Source organism: Peribacillus sp. FSL M8-0224, from assembly GCF_038003055.1.
Taxonomy (GTDB): domain Bacteria; phylum Bacillota; class Bacilli; order Bacillales; family DSM-1321; genus Peribacillus; species Peribacillus frigoritolerans.
Genome location: NZ_JBBOOJ010000001.1, coordinates 2,368,859 through 2,384,640, shown reverse-complemented (window position 1 = coordinate 2,384,640; position 15,782 = coordinate 2,368,859). Strand labels below are relative to the sequence as shown.

General features: G+C 35.9%; 12 protein-coding genes and 1 pseudogene. 10 read left to right on the top strand and 3 right to left on the bottom strand.

Translation table 11 applies throughout. The annotated features are described in order from the left end of the window. Positions 1–351 precede the first annotated feature (351 nt). The gene (locus tag MKX49_RS11435; protein ID WP_340876531.1) at positions 352–921 is read left to right on the top strand and encodes a kinase; all 570 of its coding nucleotides are present in this window, start codon (positions 352–354) and stop codon (positions 919–921) included. Between the two features lie 62 nt (positions 922–983). Here the strand turns inward: MKX49_RS11435 and MKX49_RS11430 are convergent, their stop codons facing one another. The 3 genes from MKX49_RS11430 to MKX49_RS11420 all read right to left on the bottom strand — a co-directional run bounded on the left by MKX49_RS11430 (position 984) and on the right by MKX49_RS11420 (position 3,968). Beyond that, the gene (locus tag MKX49_RS11430) at positions 984–1,772 is read right to left on the bottom strand and encodes a HipA family kinase (RefSeq protein ID WP_134781740.1); all 789 of its coding nucleotides are present in this window, start codon (positions 1,770–1,772) and stop codon (positions 984–986) included. Positions 1,773–2,406: 634 nt separating this feature from the next. Then, a complete protein-coding gene (locus MKX49_RS11425) occupies positions 2,407–3,495 on the bottom strand; it encodes a glycosyltransferase (RefSeq protein WP_323596998.1) in 1,089 nt (362 codons plus the stop codon). Continuing rightward, positions 3,495–3,968, bottom strand: coding sequence for an NUDIX hydrolase (locus tag MKX49_RS11420; RefSeq protein WP_063593631.1), 474 nt, complete (start codon positions 3,966–3,968; stop codon positions 3,495–3,497). The genes MKX49_RS11425 and MKX49_RS11420 overlap by 1 nt, the downstream gene beginning before the upstream one ends. Positions 3,969–4,301: 333 nt before the next feature. Here MKX49_RS11420 and MKX49_RS11415 point away from each other — a divergent pair, with 333 nt between their 5' ends. The 9 genes and pseudogenes from MKX49_RS11415 to MKX49_RS11375 all read left to right on the top strand — a co-directional run bounded on the left by MKX49_RS11415 (position 4,302) and on the right by MKX49_RS11375 (position 15,730). Then, positions 4,302–4,898, top strand: a complete 597-nt coding sequence (locus tag MKX49_RS11415; protein ID WP_082196405.1) for a hypothetical protein — start codon at positions 4,302–4,304, stop codon at positions 4,896–4,898. Between the two features lie 935 nt (positions 4,899–5,833). Then, positions 5,834–6,448, top strand: a complete 615-nt coding sequence (locus MKX49_RS11410) for a hypothetical protein (RefSeq protein WP_340876530.1) — start codon at positions 5,834–5,836, stop codon at positions 6,446–6,448. Positions 6,449–7,335: 887 nt separating this feature from the next. Continuing rightward, a pseudogene (gene galU / locus MKX49_RS11405) lies at positions 7,336–8,242 on the top strand (UTP--glucose-1-phosphate uridylyltransferase GalU). Position 8,243: 1 nt separating this feature from the next. Next, positions 8,244–9,563 (top strand): UDP-glucose dehydrogenase family protein, encoded by a 1,320-nt coding sequence (locus MKX49_RS11400; protein WP_323597401.1) that lies wholly within the window; start codon positions 8,244–8,246, stop codon positions 9,561–9,563. Positions 9,564–9,938: 375 nt separating this feature from the next. Continuing rightward, positions 9,939–11,462: a glycosyltransferase gene (locus tag MKX49_RS11395; RefSeq protein WP_340876529.1), complete on the top strand. Its 1,524-nt coding sequence runs from the start codon at positions 9,939–9,941 to the stop codon at positions 11,460–11,462. Next, positions 11,449–12,630: a hypothetical protein gene (locus tag MKX49_RS11390; RefSeq protein ID WP_340876528.1), complete on the top strand. Its 1,182-nt coding sequence runs from the start codon at positions 11,449–11,451 to the stop codon at positions 12,628–12,630. The genes MKX49_RS11395 and MKX49_RS11390 overlap by 14 nt, the downstream gene beginning before the upstream one ends. Before the next feature lie 355 nt (positions 12,631–12,985). Next, positions 12,986–13,990, top strand: coding sequence for an NAD-dependent epimerase (locus MKX49_RS11385; RefSeq protein ID WP_340876527.1), 1,005 nt, complete (start codon positions 12,986–12,988; stop codon positions 13,988–13,990). 133 nt (positions 13,991–14,123) lie between these two features. After that, positions 14,124–14,390 carry a hypothetical protein gene (locus MKX49_RS11380; RefSeq protein ID WP_340876526.1) on the top strand — a complete coding sequence of 89 codons (267 nt, stop codon included), beginning with the start codon at positions 14,124–14,126 and terminating at the stop codon, positions 14,388–14,390. Next, positions 14,387–15,730: a glycosyltransferase gene (locus MKX49_RS11375; RefSeq protein ID WP_340876525.1), complete on the top strand. Its 1,344-nt coding sequence runs from the start codon at positions 14,387–14,389 to the stop codon at positions 15,728–15,730. Before MKX49_RS11380 ends, MKX49_RS11375 begins: the two co-directional genes overlap by 4 nt. The last annotated feature ends 52 nt before the right edge of the window (positions 15,731–15,782 follow it).

The following is a 15,782-nucleotide window of genomic DNA, read 5'->3' as shown; positions in this document are numbered from 1 at the left end:
AACTTTAATCTTTTACATAAAATATAGGAAGCTCACAATATGAACAAGTCTCTTTGCATGGATTTTCATGTGTGTATTTTCACTAAAATCCTTACGTGAATTTTTCCTTCTGTTCAAATAAGAGTAAAAATGATGCTTGCTTGTTCACATTTTGTGAAAGGTATATCATTCCTCTTTTATTATAGAAGGGTTTATATAAGCTATTCTCTTAACCCTATAATCAAAGCCGTTTTCTTTCAGAATGTGCACAATGACAAGGGGACGGAGGATTCATCACCAAGAGTCTTAGAGAAAAAGAGACAAAGGATAAAAAGTAATAGTACGATAGGGAATGTTAAGGAGTGATTGAAGGTGGAGGACTTTAAATCTATCTGTGTTACTGAAGGAATTAAAAAAGTGGATGTGATAAAAAATCCGACGTCGTTTCCACTGATCGGAAAGGGGGCGCAAGGGGCCGTTTTTAAAATATCTTCAGATAAATGTGTGAAAATTTGTGCAAAACCAGAATTTGCGGCTAAAGAGGGAAATGTATTAAAAATTGGACAGGGGTCTCCCGCTATTCCACGGCTTTATGAAGTGGGGCATAACTATATTATTATGGAATATCTTGAAGGGCCAACTTTATTTCAATATTTAGAATCTGGAGGGATCCTATCCGAAAAATTGATGAGGCAAATTCTTTTTGTTTTAAAAGAAATGAAGCGATTAAAGTTTACCAGATTGGATGCCGATTTGCGCCACATTATTGTAACTAAGGAAGATGAATTAAAAGTAATAGATCATTATAGCTCCTTTACACGGATTCGAAACAAGCCAGAGTTGATATTCAAAGGTCTAAAAAAGTTAGGTTTATTACCAATGTTCTTGGAAGAGTTAAAAGAAATGGATCCCGAATCCTATATAGAATGGAAAAATTTATAAATAAAAAAAGTAACTCCTTTAAAGCAAATAAGAGTTACTTTTTTCTATGGAAAAAACCAGCGTTATTTGGGATTGCTATGATGCTGGATGATACGTTCAACGATTTCAGGCAATTTATTTTTCTGTTCTAAAAGAAACTTGTAGAGAGCATCTCTATCCTTCGTTTTCACATTCCACTCTTTAGGGATGGATTCGATTACTTGATAGATCGATTTGTTCGGCAATTTCACAATTTTTTCTATAAACGATGTAAGCTCTTTGTGATCATCGAGAAGAGAGAAGGCCCACTTATAAAAAGGCCAATGGTAATTATATACTGGTGTTTCACTTAGCGTTTGAGCAGACCATTGGTAGCGTCCTGGAAAAACTCTGCCATGATCAATCATATGGACATAATAGCCGCCATCGCTGAGATTTTCCAAAATGACATTCATCGTACCTCGATCAGAGTTATTCACCCATTGGTCGAATACCGTTATACCGGCAAGCATATCCCGGTTTTTAACATCCGTCTTTGTGGGAGGATTTTCTCTAACATTCTCGAAAACGGTACTGTTTTTAATAAATACACAGCCATATTGGTATCCAGAACTATAGTTGTGTTTAGTGGATTGTAATTCAGGCGTCTTCTTGATGAAATCTTCCGGTATATATACAAGATCAAATGGGATAACGGGAAGTGAAAGGAGTTCTGCCAACTTTCCGATCAGGTATTCATTGACCACTTCCTTTTCTCTGCCTTTCTTAGTATCGAACCACTTCACGACATATTCTTTACCATCGCTGAAAAGAATGACATGTGCGGTTCCGCCCCTTAATGTTTGTACATATCGAACTGGATATTTTGTCATATCACTTTGTCTCCTTTAAAAATATTTGTCTTTCATTTTCACCTTATCTTTTTTATTACATTATTGCTTCTGTACTGATTGATGAAATTCGTTATAAGTTTCGGTAAATGACTTTTCTTTTCTAAAAAGAAATTTGTACAGCGCTTCACTTTCTTCCTTTGGGAAGGAATATAAATGATGTTAAATCCCTTCATTTAGCATAGAGAAGGCAAATGGATAAGTTTCTTGGTAACTGATACAGTACCTGAGAACTCATTTTTGCATACTACGATATCACCCGAATTCTGGGATCAATCAAATAGACAAAATTGGCGCCTTCACTAAGTTCCAGTAAAATACTATTTTCGATAAATAAACACGAATAGTGGATCTGAACTAAATTTGTATTTTTGGAATGTAATGGGAGTGTTTTTATGATTTCGTCTTGGGTATAAATTAGTCCGACGGGGACAAAAGGAAGGAACATTGCTAATTTATTGCACACATACTCAATTACTACTATTATTGGTTCTTTTATTTCCAGTGCCATTCATTTAATTACAAACTTTTTACCATTGCTAAAAAGAATGACATGTACTTTTCCACAAATTAATGTATTTACGAGCTCAACAGGTTATTTTGGACTGACCCATGGTTAATTAATTTCGTTGTTTTTTTCTATTAAGCTGTATAGCCTTTGTTGTTCGATGATTTGTTTATTCAAATCGAAATTTTCATCAATTACCTGTCTTGCACTTCTGGTATATCTCTTCCATACTCTTGGATGACTCAGGAAATATTTTAGACCTTGAGCCAATTTTAAATCATCTTTCTCAGGAACAAGGTAACCTGTTTTTTTATGCTCAATCAATTCCGGAATCCCACCGTGAAAGGTGGAGATGACTGGTAAACCACTTGCCATGGCTTCTTTTAATGCATTTGGAACCCCTTCTACATCGCCATCCTCACCTGTTTCACTAGCAAGGCAAAAGAGGTGGGAATCTCTTAATTCGTTAGAAATTTGGTTTGAATCCATTGGTCCTCTAAGAAAAACGCGTTCGTTTAATTGATTTTCATCAATGAAAATTCTTAACTTCTCTTCATCTTCACCTGTCCCAATGATGTGCAGTGTCGTTCTTGGGTATTCCTGATGAATCCGTTGAAAAGCCTTCAAAAGTGTAAGGAATCCCTTTTTCTCGACAAGTCTGGCTACGGACAAGATTCGGATTTCTCCTTCATTAGGTAGGGAACGTTGGACAAATGGATATAAATCTAAATCCAGCCCCCCATATAGTACATGTATTTTATCTTCTTTAAATCCTAATTTTTTTAATTCATCTGCAAGAAAGTGGCAAACTGGAAAACAAGCAGCTCCATGTTTTACTAAATTTTGATATCGGAGGACATTTTTGCGAAATCTCTTATATGTTTGAGTGGAAGAATCACGTCCTCGAAAATGTACAACCAAAGGAATATCATACTCTGTAGCTGCTGGTAATATATCGATGGAATGTTTCCCCTGATGAGCGTGAATCGCGACGACATTTTGCTCCTTAAAGAAGTCTCCAAGGTCTTGAATGTCGTTCAAATTATAATAGTGTTCAAACTGATATTGAACATTGTCGCAATTTGGGTAAGGTCCTATAACAATAGGACGATATTGATCCAGCATAATGATCTGATTGTACATAAATCCTTGATTGATTTTTATAGGTTCTCTAATATAAAAAGCGATTGTCTTCACTATTTCAATCCCTTTCTTCTCTCTAAAATCAAATTTTCGATAAAACTTTGAAATATTTGTCGATCTCGTTCAGAAAGATCTTTCGGAAAAGCGGACCACTTAAAAAATTGTACTTTTTGTATTTCTATATCATCTGGTTTTAAATCTCCGCTGAGTATTTCTTCGGTAACGTAAGCAATGTTGACTGAAAAGTATTGATCACCATTAGGCAGCTTCGTAAAATAGTCCTTCCCTGAAAAAACGCCGATTAATTGAAGGTTGCCGATGTTAATTCCTGTTTCCTCCAAAATTTCACGTCTGCATGCCTCTTCCGCAGATTCTCCTAATTCGATGAAGCCGCCCGGCAATTTCCACATCTTTTCGGATTGTACCATCAGAAAACGGCTGTTCTGATCGATAACCAAAACGGTGACCCCAGTAAGTATCAAAGCTCTGGTTCCAACGAGAGCACGTAAATCTTCAATGTATCCCATCTAAAGTCTCCTTTCTGATCTTTTCTGGTTAATCCACTTTTATAGTAAATGCAAAATGGAAAAGATTCGAAACGGACAAGCACATATATTTGTTTGTTTTTTGTAAAGTTCTTAAATGTATGTGTATGAGCATAAGACACTGAAGAAAAGCTAGGAAAAGCTTTCCTTAAGAGAATTAAGCATCAATTGCTAATATCTCGTACTTAAGAACTCAGTAAAAGAAGGTATGACTTAATTTTGCGGAAAAGTGTTATTACCCTAAAGCAATTATTAGATGATTACATAGTATAGATATTATGGTTATTAATAAGCAGAAAAGTGGTGGTAGATTAGATGAATGATTTTAAATTAATAAGGGTTGAAAGAATAGAAAAGAACGGTAAAAAGGAACTTCTTATTCATAATCCAACCACATTAAAACTAATTGGGGCAGGAAGTCAAGGTGCAGTTTTTCAGCTTGATGAAGATATTTGCGTAAAAATTTATGTCAATCCCAATGCAGCAAATAAAGAGGGGAAAGCGCTTGAAGCAGCGAAGGATACCCATATTGTTCCGAGGTTATATGAAGTCGGACCAAACTATGTAATTATGGAATATTTAAAAGGTCCTAATCTAAAAGATTATTTGAAAGGGAAGCAAGATATTCCCGAATCGATTACAGAACAAATCATAATGATTCGAAAGGAACTGAAGAGAGTTGGATTTATTAGAATCAAGACTTCAATCGGACATTTTGTTGTAACAAAGGGAAATGTACTGAAAGCAATCGATCATTCAGACGGGCTCACAATGAATGATCCATATAATCCAAAGATGTTTCGTGATCTAAAGAAGTTGGGGTTATTGGATACATTCCTTAAACAAGCAAAGAAAATCGATCCTGAATCGTATGAAGAATGGCAGAAAAATATCGACTTCAATGCGATATAAATGAGAATATGCGAAAGTGGTGCTAAAAGATGTTAAGCAGGCCAATATCGCAAAAAATCCATTATGATTTCCTGCAAATCCAATTATGTCGTACAAGCAGGGAAACTTAAAAGAGGAAAGTCGAACCCTTAACGTAAAGGTTCGGCTTTTTAGTTTGGAATTATCCCAGACTATAAAATTTTGCGAAATGGGCAGAAAAGCATTATTTCTCCCGTTCGCAAAAGTGCATGTTCGGCTGTTATAAGGACAAATTACAATGTTCGTAAAATCATTTTTACAACCAGATAACGATTTTAAGTGGTTTTTTTGAATTTTTTTTGGAAGATGATATATGTTTAACGTCTACACATGACAAACGCTCAGTCATTCAAAGGCTTGTTGAATAACTATAGAAAGAATGGTGATAGTTGTTTATCTATAAAGATCTCTGTCTATGCAAATAAGAAAATCGGAAACCACATGTATGGTTTCCTAAACTAAAAAGAGGTGAATCACTTTCAAACATCCCTAAATTGGACACTAACCATTTCGATTAAGACTGCTTCGACTGGACCATTTTTTGGGCTTTCATTATTCATACCGCGCTTCAGCATTAATGCTGAGTTAGAAGGCTTCAGGTGTTTTAAGGAGAAACCAACTAATAACTTGATTGATTACGGTGGATCAATTGTTGTCCCGATACAATAAATAACAAGTGCATTGCTGTAATTATAATCGGAACGACAATGGCAACACATTCATGTCGACAACAACACTAGGAAATGGTGAAATAACTATCTCCGATTGTCCTTAAACTGATTCTGCAGCGAAAGCGATTTACTAGAAACATAAAAGGTGAATCCAATGTCAATTGAGAAGACGATTTTTCCAACTACACAATATGTAATTCAAATGTGCCTCCATAACCAATAAATTGTGAAAAGGGTGGGAACCTAATGGGTAAAAATGATCAAACAGATAATCACAAGGAAGACAATAGGAAGAAATATAACCATATATTAGAAAACATTCAACTCCAACTCCAACTCCAAGAAAAACAACAGAAGGAACTTCAGGTGGAACTTCAGAATCAGTTAATTAAACAACAAAATGAGACTTTAAATAAAATCTTACAAGAAATAACGAAGATTGCACAACCACTGGAAAAAATTCAAGACAAACTCCAACACCAAGAAAAACAACAGAAGGAACTTCAGGTTCAACTTCAGGATAAATTATCTAAACAACAAGATGAGCATTTAGATAAAGTCTTACATGAAATATCGAAGCGTTCACAACCACTAGAAAAAATTCAAGACCAACTCCAACACCAAGAAGAACAACAGAAGCAGCTTCAGATTCAACTTCAGAATCAGTTAATTAAACAACAAGATCAAACTTCAGATAAAATCTTACAAGAAATTACGAAGATTGCACAACCACAACCACAACCCCTCTTATTAAAATCACCTTTTAGCATAATCGATACACTTGATTTAGATGTAGAAAAAAAGGCGCAAATTGCGATGTTTATAGCAAATAGCAGTAAAAATGAAGATGAAACTCAATAAAGAAGAAGAGGCTGTTAAAGCCTCTTCTTCTTTATTGAAAACTAGTTCCATCGAAAGCCGGTTTCACAGTATTTCCCACTCCATTCCGGAAAATGCGCATTCCAAATTATTTGAGACTCTTCAAAAGATATAGAAACCAACTTCAAAGTTATCGAAGTTGTGGGTGTAGGGCGTATTCGCAGAAATCGATACCTTGTGTCGATGGCGCCCACTGGGAACTAGCCGAAGGTTGCAATTAGAGTGGAATGATTCATTAGAAATGTATCCAATATGCCAAGTTTTGCTCTTCATGTACGGAGAAAGTAATAGTGATGCATTACCTTTACAAGGATGATAAGAGTTTAAGAGTAGTTAATAAAATTCCTTAACTATATCCATTCAACATGGATCGTACTCTTATTAAAAATGGAGGAGGTTAAAAAAATCTCCCTTTTCATTTGAAAATCCCCCCCTCAAAATCATGAATACAGTCCATCATATATTTTGATTTAAAGTGGAACGGAAAGGATTTGTCATTAAAAACTGGTCCTTCGATACCCATTATATTAATCTAAGAATTTGTTGCTCTCATTTCTGATAGCTGGCATTTTTCAAAGAAAGAGAAAAGGAAATCGTTAAGGCTGCTGTACCGCAAAAAGCTCCCAGTGGTTTGTTTATCCAAACCGTATATCGATCATTTCAAACGCCATTACATAAAAAGTGTAATGGAGTTTTTATAGGGCATTAACCGACAGGCTGCTACGCCCGGCCACAGCCAGATTGGAATTCTTCCATATATAGCCTACTGGTCCCTGTTAAATAAAAATGGACGAATTGGGCTACTAACTAGACCGTAAGTTGTCCTATTGCATATAAAGGATTAATGAATGACAAAAGGGAGGCAGCTTATGAAAATTCGAAAGGCCATTATTCCGGCCGCAGGTCTAGGGACCCGATTTTTGCCTGCTACAAAAGCTCAGGCTAAGGAAATGCTGCCGATTGTTGATAAACCAACGATTCAATATATTGTTGAAGAAGCAGTAGCTTCGGGCATAGAGGAAATAATTATCATAATCGGTAGAGGAAAAAGATCAATAGAGGATCATTTTGATAAATCCTATGAGTTGGAAGATGCACTTTTAAGAAAAAATCAGCTCGATATTTTAGAGGAAGTTCAGAAAATATCCAGCTTGGCAAATATCTATTATGTCCGCCAAAAGGAACCGATGGGGCTAGGACATGCAATTCTCTGTGCTAAAAGCTTCATTGGAAATGAACCTTTTGCCGTTTTGTTAGGGGATGACATCGTTATGTCTAAAACACCCTGTCTGAAACAAATCATCAGTGTTTTTGAGTATTGCAACAGTTCCGTCGTAGCTGTTCAGAATGTTCCGGAAAAGGATGTCAGTAAATATGGAATTATTAAGCCAAAAGGGACAATGATTGAGCCAAACCTTTTTCATATAGATTCTTTGGTGGAAAAACCGAAAAGGGAAGAGGCGCCTTCCAGATATGCGATAATGGGGGCGTTATGTTTTTAGACCCGAGATTTTTGAAACGCTTTCCAAGCTTCCGGTTGGACATGGTAATGAATTACAACTTACTGATGCCATTAATGAGTTAAATAAGCAGCAGGCCGTATTAGCATATAACTTTGAGGGAAACCGATATGATATTGGTGATAAAGTTGGATTCATTAAGGCAACAATAGACTTTGCTTTGCGCAGGGATGATATAAGAGACGAGGTACTTTCCTATTTAAGGGATGTAAATAAGAAAGAAAACCTCCAAATAATAAAGAGAGAGCATGAATAATATGAAAATAGCTGTTTTGGGTACAGGTTATGTCGGGCTGTCCACTGGTGTTTGTTTGTCAGAAATAGGTCATAATGTCATTTGTATCGATACTGATGAACAGAAAATTAAAAGCCTACGTCAAGGGATTTCTCCAATATATGAACCCGGTCTGGAGAATTTGCTAATTCAAAATGCTGCAGCGGGTAGACTGCTATTTACTACTTCTCATCGAGAAGCGCTAAATGGTGCCGAGATTATCATCATTGCCGTAGGAACACCGCAAATGGATGATGGGGGAGCAGATTTATCTTATATTGTGCAGGCTGCGAAGGATATTGCTGCGAACCTGGTACAGAGTTCAGTAGTCGTTATAAAGAGTACTGTGCCTGTTGGTACGAATGATTTTATTAAAAGCATCATTGAAGAACATCGTAACGAAAGTGTCACCTTTAATATGGTATCAAATCCTGAATTTTTAAGACAAGGGTCTGCCGTCATGGATACGATGCAAGCAGATCGAATCATAATCGGTTCTGAAAATGATGAGGCTGCTAAGAAAGTACAAGAAATGTATCGTCCATTAAATGTACCATTTATACTAACAAGCATTCGAAGTGCGGAAATGATTAAGTACGCATCTAATGCCTTTTTGGCGACCAAGATTAGCTTTATCAATGAAGTTGCCAATTTATGCGGAGTAGTGGGTGCAGATGTTAAAGATGTAGCAAAGGGAATGGGAAAAGATAAAAGGATCGGAGAAGCTTTTTTACAGCCTGGCATTGGTTATGGAGGATCTTGTTTTCCAAAGGATGTTAAAGCGTTGCTTCATACTGCCAATTTAAATGGTGTACATTTTTCCCTGTTAAAAGAAACAGTAGCGATCAATGATTTTCAGCAGGAACTCCTTGTAACCAAAGCGATAAATCGCTTAGGAGATTTAAAAGGGAAAAAAGTTGCAATGCTTGGTCTCGCTTTCAAGCCAGAGACAGACGACATGAGGGAAGCTCCATCAATCAAAATTGCGCGTTCATTAACCAAACTTGGAGCAGAAGTGGTAGCTTATGATCCGGTTGCAGTGGATAATGCGAAGAACATATTAGGGGATACAATCAGGTTTGCAAGCACAGTCCGCGAAGCGGCAGTGAATGCGGATGCTGTATTCATTGTTACCGAATGGAAAGAGTTTAGACTTTTAGATTTGAAAACATTGATGACAACAATGAGACGGCCAATCGTTTTTGACGGTAGAAATTGTCTTGAAGAAGATCGAATCAGAGCGTGCAAGAAAATTGAATATTACCCAATAGGAAGACCAGCAATTGTTATTGGAATGACATAAAGCGAAAAAAATTTTCTAACACTTCTTTACCTCAGACATGTTGAAAACGTATATTAGGTTCTAACTGGCAATGCAGCACCTTTGATCGTATCTTGGGTGCTTTTTTATATTCCTTATATAGAAGAAAAATCATCATCGACGATTAATACCTCAGATTAACATCAACTATAACATGTTGTTTTTATTTTAATTGTTTGTAAATGATCTTGTGTCATGGCACCTACTTAAAACCCCCTTTGTATTAGACAAACGCATACTCTCTGCCATTTAGCTTTACTGTATGTTATTAGTCCATGCGTACCTAGAGAGTCCTGCATAATATACTTGAAAAGGTCCAGGAAATTTGCTTACTATGCATGAAAGGAGATCATTTATTTGCACACAGTTATGCATTTGAATTTAAGAGTTGATCCGACCCAATATATCTCACAGATTCGAGAAGTTCCTGATTATGATTATATTCATATGGTACGACAACCTAAGTATATGATAGATCTTTCCCTTTTAAATGAGAAGGTTCATTATCTCAATGAAGTTTTCTCACCAAAAGAATATGTCAAAAGAAATAATATCTCCCTATTACATGCTCATCATGGCCAATTAGGGATGTTATTACTTCCTTTTAAAGAGGAAACAAACCTTCCGTTGGTAACAAGTATTAGAGGCAGGGATGCAACCCTGGCTAATCAGCCCATTGGCTATCTAGATAACATGAAAATTCTATTTGATCGAGGGGAGCTTTTTTTTCCAGTTTGTCAGTATTTAGCAGAAAGGTTAATTGCTTGGGGTTGTCCTTCAGAAAAAATTAGAGTGTTATATGGGGGCGTTGACCTTAACGAATTCAAATACCGGGCACCACATAAAGGGGATTCTCAAAATATTCTATCCATCGGTAGGTTGGTGGAAAAAAAAGGACATCACATCTTAATGCAAGCTTTCCAAAAAATCAGAGGTAAATTTCCAAATGCAACCTTGACGATTATCGGTAGAGGGGGGCTTGAAGAATATCTCATTTCATTGGCAAATCAACTTAATTTAGGAGACTCTTTTCGCCTATTAAACCATCTCCCTAAAGATCAAGTTCGAGAACAAATGACCAATGCAGATATATTTTGCGCCGCTAGCTTAGAAGCTGCCGATGGAGATGTAGAAGGTATACCTAATACATTAAAAGAAGCTATGGCGATTGGAGTACCAGTGATTTCGACCAATCATGCCGGTATCCCTGAATTAATAACAAATAACAAAGAAGGGGTTTTAGTACAAGAAAACAATGTAGATGAACTGGCAGAAGCTCTTGAATTTATGCTATCTAACAGAGAGATATGGGAAACATATACTGTAGCGGCTCGTCAAAAAGTAGAACAAAAATTTAACCTCGCCCAACAACTTCAACAACAAGCTGAATTTTATGATGAACTTGTAGCCCCTTATAAAGTAGGTAAACGATATTTAATAACACCGCGCCAAATAGATAAAAAAGTCCATAAGGAGACTCCACAGCCTCAAAAGCAAGGTAAGTATGATGGCGAAAGGATAGCGCCTAGGAAAAAAGCCGAATTAGCCAAAAAAGCCCTTATTTATATGCAACAGCTACAACAGCTTCAAGGGCTTCAAGGGTTTCCACAGCTTCAACAACTTCAACAACTTAAACAGGTTCCACAGCTTCAACAGCAGACTAAAGATAAAGTCAAAGATGAACTGGTAGCATCTAATAAAAATGAAATAAAAGCTAAAGTTCAACAGAGAGCTAAGGATCATGATGAAAAAATAGCTTCTCGTAAAAAAGAAAAAAAGGCTCATAAAGCCGAAAAAGTCAAAAAAGCCCTATATAAACTTCAAAAGTTTCAACAGCAGGCCATAGATGAGCAGTTAGGAGGAGATCATGGAGGACTTTAAAACCATTACTGTTACCAAAGGTGAAAAATCTTTGGAAATTCACAATCCAACTAGCTATTCGCTGATTGGAATGGGTGCTCAAGGTGCAGTTTTTCAACTTTCAGAAGATAAATGTGTAAAAATCTATTCAGACCCAGTACAAGCGAAAATGGAGGAAGAAGCTCTTGCAGCTGGAAAACATCTACCCTTTATGCCTTTGGTATATGAAACAGGACCAAACTATATAGTCATGGAATATTTTAATGCACCGACCTTAAAAGAATATCTGAGAAATTGTACGTATATCCCTGATTCTATAGTAAAGAAACTTCTCTATATATTAAAGGAATTAAAACAAGTAAAGTTCACCATGATAGATGCCCCCCTACGCCATATTTTTGTCGTTGGTAATGAGGAACTTAAGGTGATTGACCATGTAAATTCCTTTAAAAGGATACACCCTGTACCATTAAAATTATTAAGAGATTTAAAAATAATCCTTTTAAAGGACTCGTTCCTAGATCAAGTGAAAAAGCTTGAACCGGACACCTTCAATGAGTGGGAGGATTATTTCAATCAAAATAGTTTGGATTTTAGAAACATTCCAGTCCACTCAGGAGTGTCAGGTAATGGAGTGAAAGTGGATAGCGCCATAACACAAACCCTCATTGGAAAAGGGCATCAAGGTGCTGTTTATCGAGTGTCTGAAGAGACATGCGTTAAACTTTACGGAAAAACTGAACATGCAAATCAGGAAAAAATGGTCCTTTTATCAAGTCAAGACTTGCCCTTTATCCCGAAAGTCTTTGAAACAGGACCCAATTATATTTTAATGGAATATCTATTAGGACCAGATTTAAATACGTTTCTTAAAAAACAATCTGTACTTTCTGAGGACATCACAAAACGATTACTCTATATTTTAAAAACAATGGAAAAATCAGGTTTCAAACAAATTGATGCCCCATTACGACATATTATTGTAACCAAGAATGGTTTTAAATTAGTCGACCATGTGTACTCTTTTTCACGTGAACAAAAAAGACCTCTCGAGTTATTTAAAGACCTGCGAGAAAGAAATTTTTTAGATGCTTTTTTAGAACAAGTGAAGGCGTTAGATCCCGGTACGTATGCTGAATGGATAAAAACACCAATCCCATTAGATGAAAATGAAAATACCCTAGTATAGTCATAGTTATCTAACCGTAAACGAGCATATAAAAAACCGATGATGATTTCGCATTCACCGGTTTCCAAGATGGTTTTAGCATTAACTCACATACGTAAGTGCTAGTTCACAGCGGGTATAAGAGTGAATAACTCATGAGGCTTAAAGCGAAAAAGATAGCATGAATTGGTGGTTTACGAATAAAACGTAAGTCTCTCTCCAATGAGAATTTTGAGTTTATTTCCTCTTTTTATCCGTCATGAATTCTGTTCTGTTGGTGTAAAGAATCGAAAGTATCACTGTATAAATAATGTAGTCAGTGTTCCGAAAAAGGTGTCAGAATCCTAATGTAATAGAAAGGGTTGGAATTAATGCTATGAACATTTTAGTAACAGGGGCAGCAGGGTTCATTGGTTTCCATTTAACAAAACGTTTGTTAGCCCTAGATAACAAGGTTATTGGAGTAGACAATATTAATGATTATTATGATGTTATTTTAAAAAACAATCGACTTAAGATATTAGAAGTAAACCCTGATTTTGAATTCCACAAATTGGATTTGTCAAATAAAGATAAATTAAATCAATTATTCAAAGACAAAACCATTGATATAGTCATTAACTTAGCAGCCCAGGCTGGAGTACGTTATAGCATAGAAAATCCGGATTCTTATGTTAATTCCAACCTCGTTGGGTTTGTCAATATCTTGGAGGTTTGTCGACACAATAACGTAAAGCACTTAATTTATGCATCCTCTAGTTCTGTATATGGAGCAAATACTAATATCCCCTTTTCAACCAAAGACCCAGTGGATCATCCAGTAAGTTTATACGCTGCCACTAAAAAGTCTAATGAATTAATGGCTCATACTTATAGTCATTTATATAATATTCCAACCACAGGACTCCGTTTCTTTACGGTGTATGGTCCATGGGGGAGACCTGATATGGCTTATTACTCTTTTACTAAAAATATTATCGAAGAGAATACAATAAAGGTTTTTAATAATGGAGATATGAGAAGAGACTTCACTTATATTGATGATATAGTTGAAGGAATTGTCCGGTTACTTGATAAACCACCGATTCATACTATTGGATGGGACAGAGCTAACCCTGATTCAAGTTCAAGCTATGCCCCATACAAAATTTATAATATTGGTAACAATAAACCTATAAAATTAATGGATTTCATTAACACATTAGAAAAACTAATTGGCAAAAAGGCAAAAGTAGAATTCTTACCAATGCAACCGGGAGATGTTAAGGAGACATATGCAGATATTGCCGATTTGCATGCTGATGTGGGGTTCCATCCTTCAACAACAATAGAAGAAGGTTTAGCCCATTTTGTAAATTGGTACAAAAAGTACAATAAATAAGGAAAAATAAGGTGTTGTCAATAAATTAAAAGTTTAATATGTAAAATACCAAAGAATGGGTATATGGACGAATAATGCTAGTGAAAAAAGATAAATTAAAAATTTTGTAAGTCATTAAAAAGGAGAAAGTAATTTGAATCCTGAAAATATGAAAACCCCATTGGAAGTTCTTAATGAGTATAATTTGTCAGATTTTCTCATGACATCCCTTAAACGAAATTCTACAAAAGATCCTCTATTCAAATTAAATCCTCTGTTTGAAAACTGTTCTGAAGGCCTACCATATAAAGACATTTATAAAGCCGATTCTATGTCCCCTCCTGAATATCACAAGCAAGTGAAACAAATTGCAGAACGGGAAAAGAGAAAATTTCTTATTAAAGGGACTGAGGTGAGATGAAAACCATTGCTTATTTTGTAAGTGAAAACATTAAAACACACCAACGTTTTATATATAATCAAATCGTAAAAATAACTAACTATCGCACAATCGTAATCGGCCCATTCGACAATGCCGACCGTACAGAATTCCCCTTTGAAAACTACTATAATATAAACAAAATTAAAGATCTAAAAAAGTTCTTCGAAGAACAAGATATCATAGCCATTCATGCTCATCACGGCTCACACGGACAAGAGATTTTGCCTGTATGTGAAAAATATAATATTCCTTTGATTGTTAGCATTAGAGGACGAGATGGTTCGGACAGACCGGAAATTTTCGAAAAAAATGCTAAGCGATATTCAGCATTAAATAAACATGGTGCACACTATTACCCTGTATGCCAATATCTTGCAGAAGGATTAAGAAGGTTAGGAATTCCGGCTAAGAATATGCATGTATTATATGGTGGTATCGAATTAGATCTTTTCCCTTATTCTAACCGCACTCTTCCTACAATAGGCGAAATAAGAGTTTTATCGGTAGGTAGACTTGTAGACAAAAAAGGATTTGTTACTCTTATAAAAGCATTTAAACGTATTTATACACAATATCCAAATGCTAGACTGCATATTATTGGAGCAGGTGAAGATGAGAAACGAATTAAATCCACCATTGCAGAATATAACCTTAAAGATGTTGTGATTCTTAGAGGAGCTATGGATTCAAAACAAGTTTCGGACGAATTGAAAAAAGCCCATATCTTCTGTCTAGCAAGTCAGACAGCTAAAAATGGTGATATCGAAGGTATTCCTAATGCCTTAAAAGAAGCAATGGCTAGCGGTTTACCTGTCGTTTCCACTCGACACGCGGGAATCCCTGAATTAATTGAACACCAGAGAACAGGATACCTAGCTCCAGAAAAAAATGAAATGGAGTTAGCGAAAGGCATACAATTCTTTATAGAAAATCCAGATATTTGGACCGGCTATACGGAAAGAGCAAGGAAAGTCATTGAAGAAAAATTTGATGTCAATAAACAAATTATTGAGCAACAAAGACTATATTCTCTTATTAATACAGTGAAAACAGAAACGGCAACGAAAACGAAAACTAAAGCGGAAACGAAAAAGAAAACCAAAGCGGAAACGGAAAAGAAAACGAATACGCAAATGGAAACGAAAAAGAAAACCAAAGCGGGAATGGAAAAGAAAACGAAAACGCAAACGGAAACGAAAAAGAAAACCAAAGCGGAATCGGAAAAGAAAACGAATACGGAAACGGAAACGAAAAAGAAATCGAAAACAAAAACAAAAACGAAAACGGAAAAGAGTAAAAAGAAAAAAAAAATCAAGTAAGGAAACAGCATTGCGTGAAGGAAAAGAAGAATAAAATGACACTCTTCCAAAG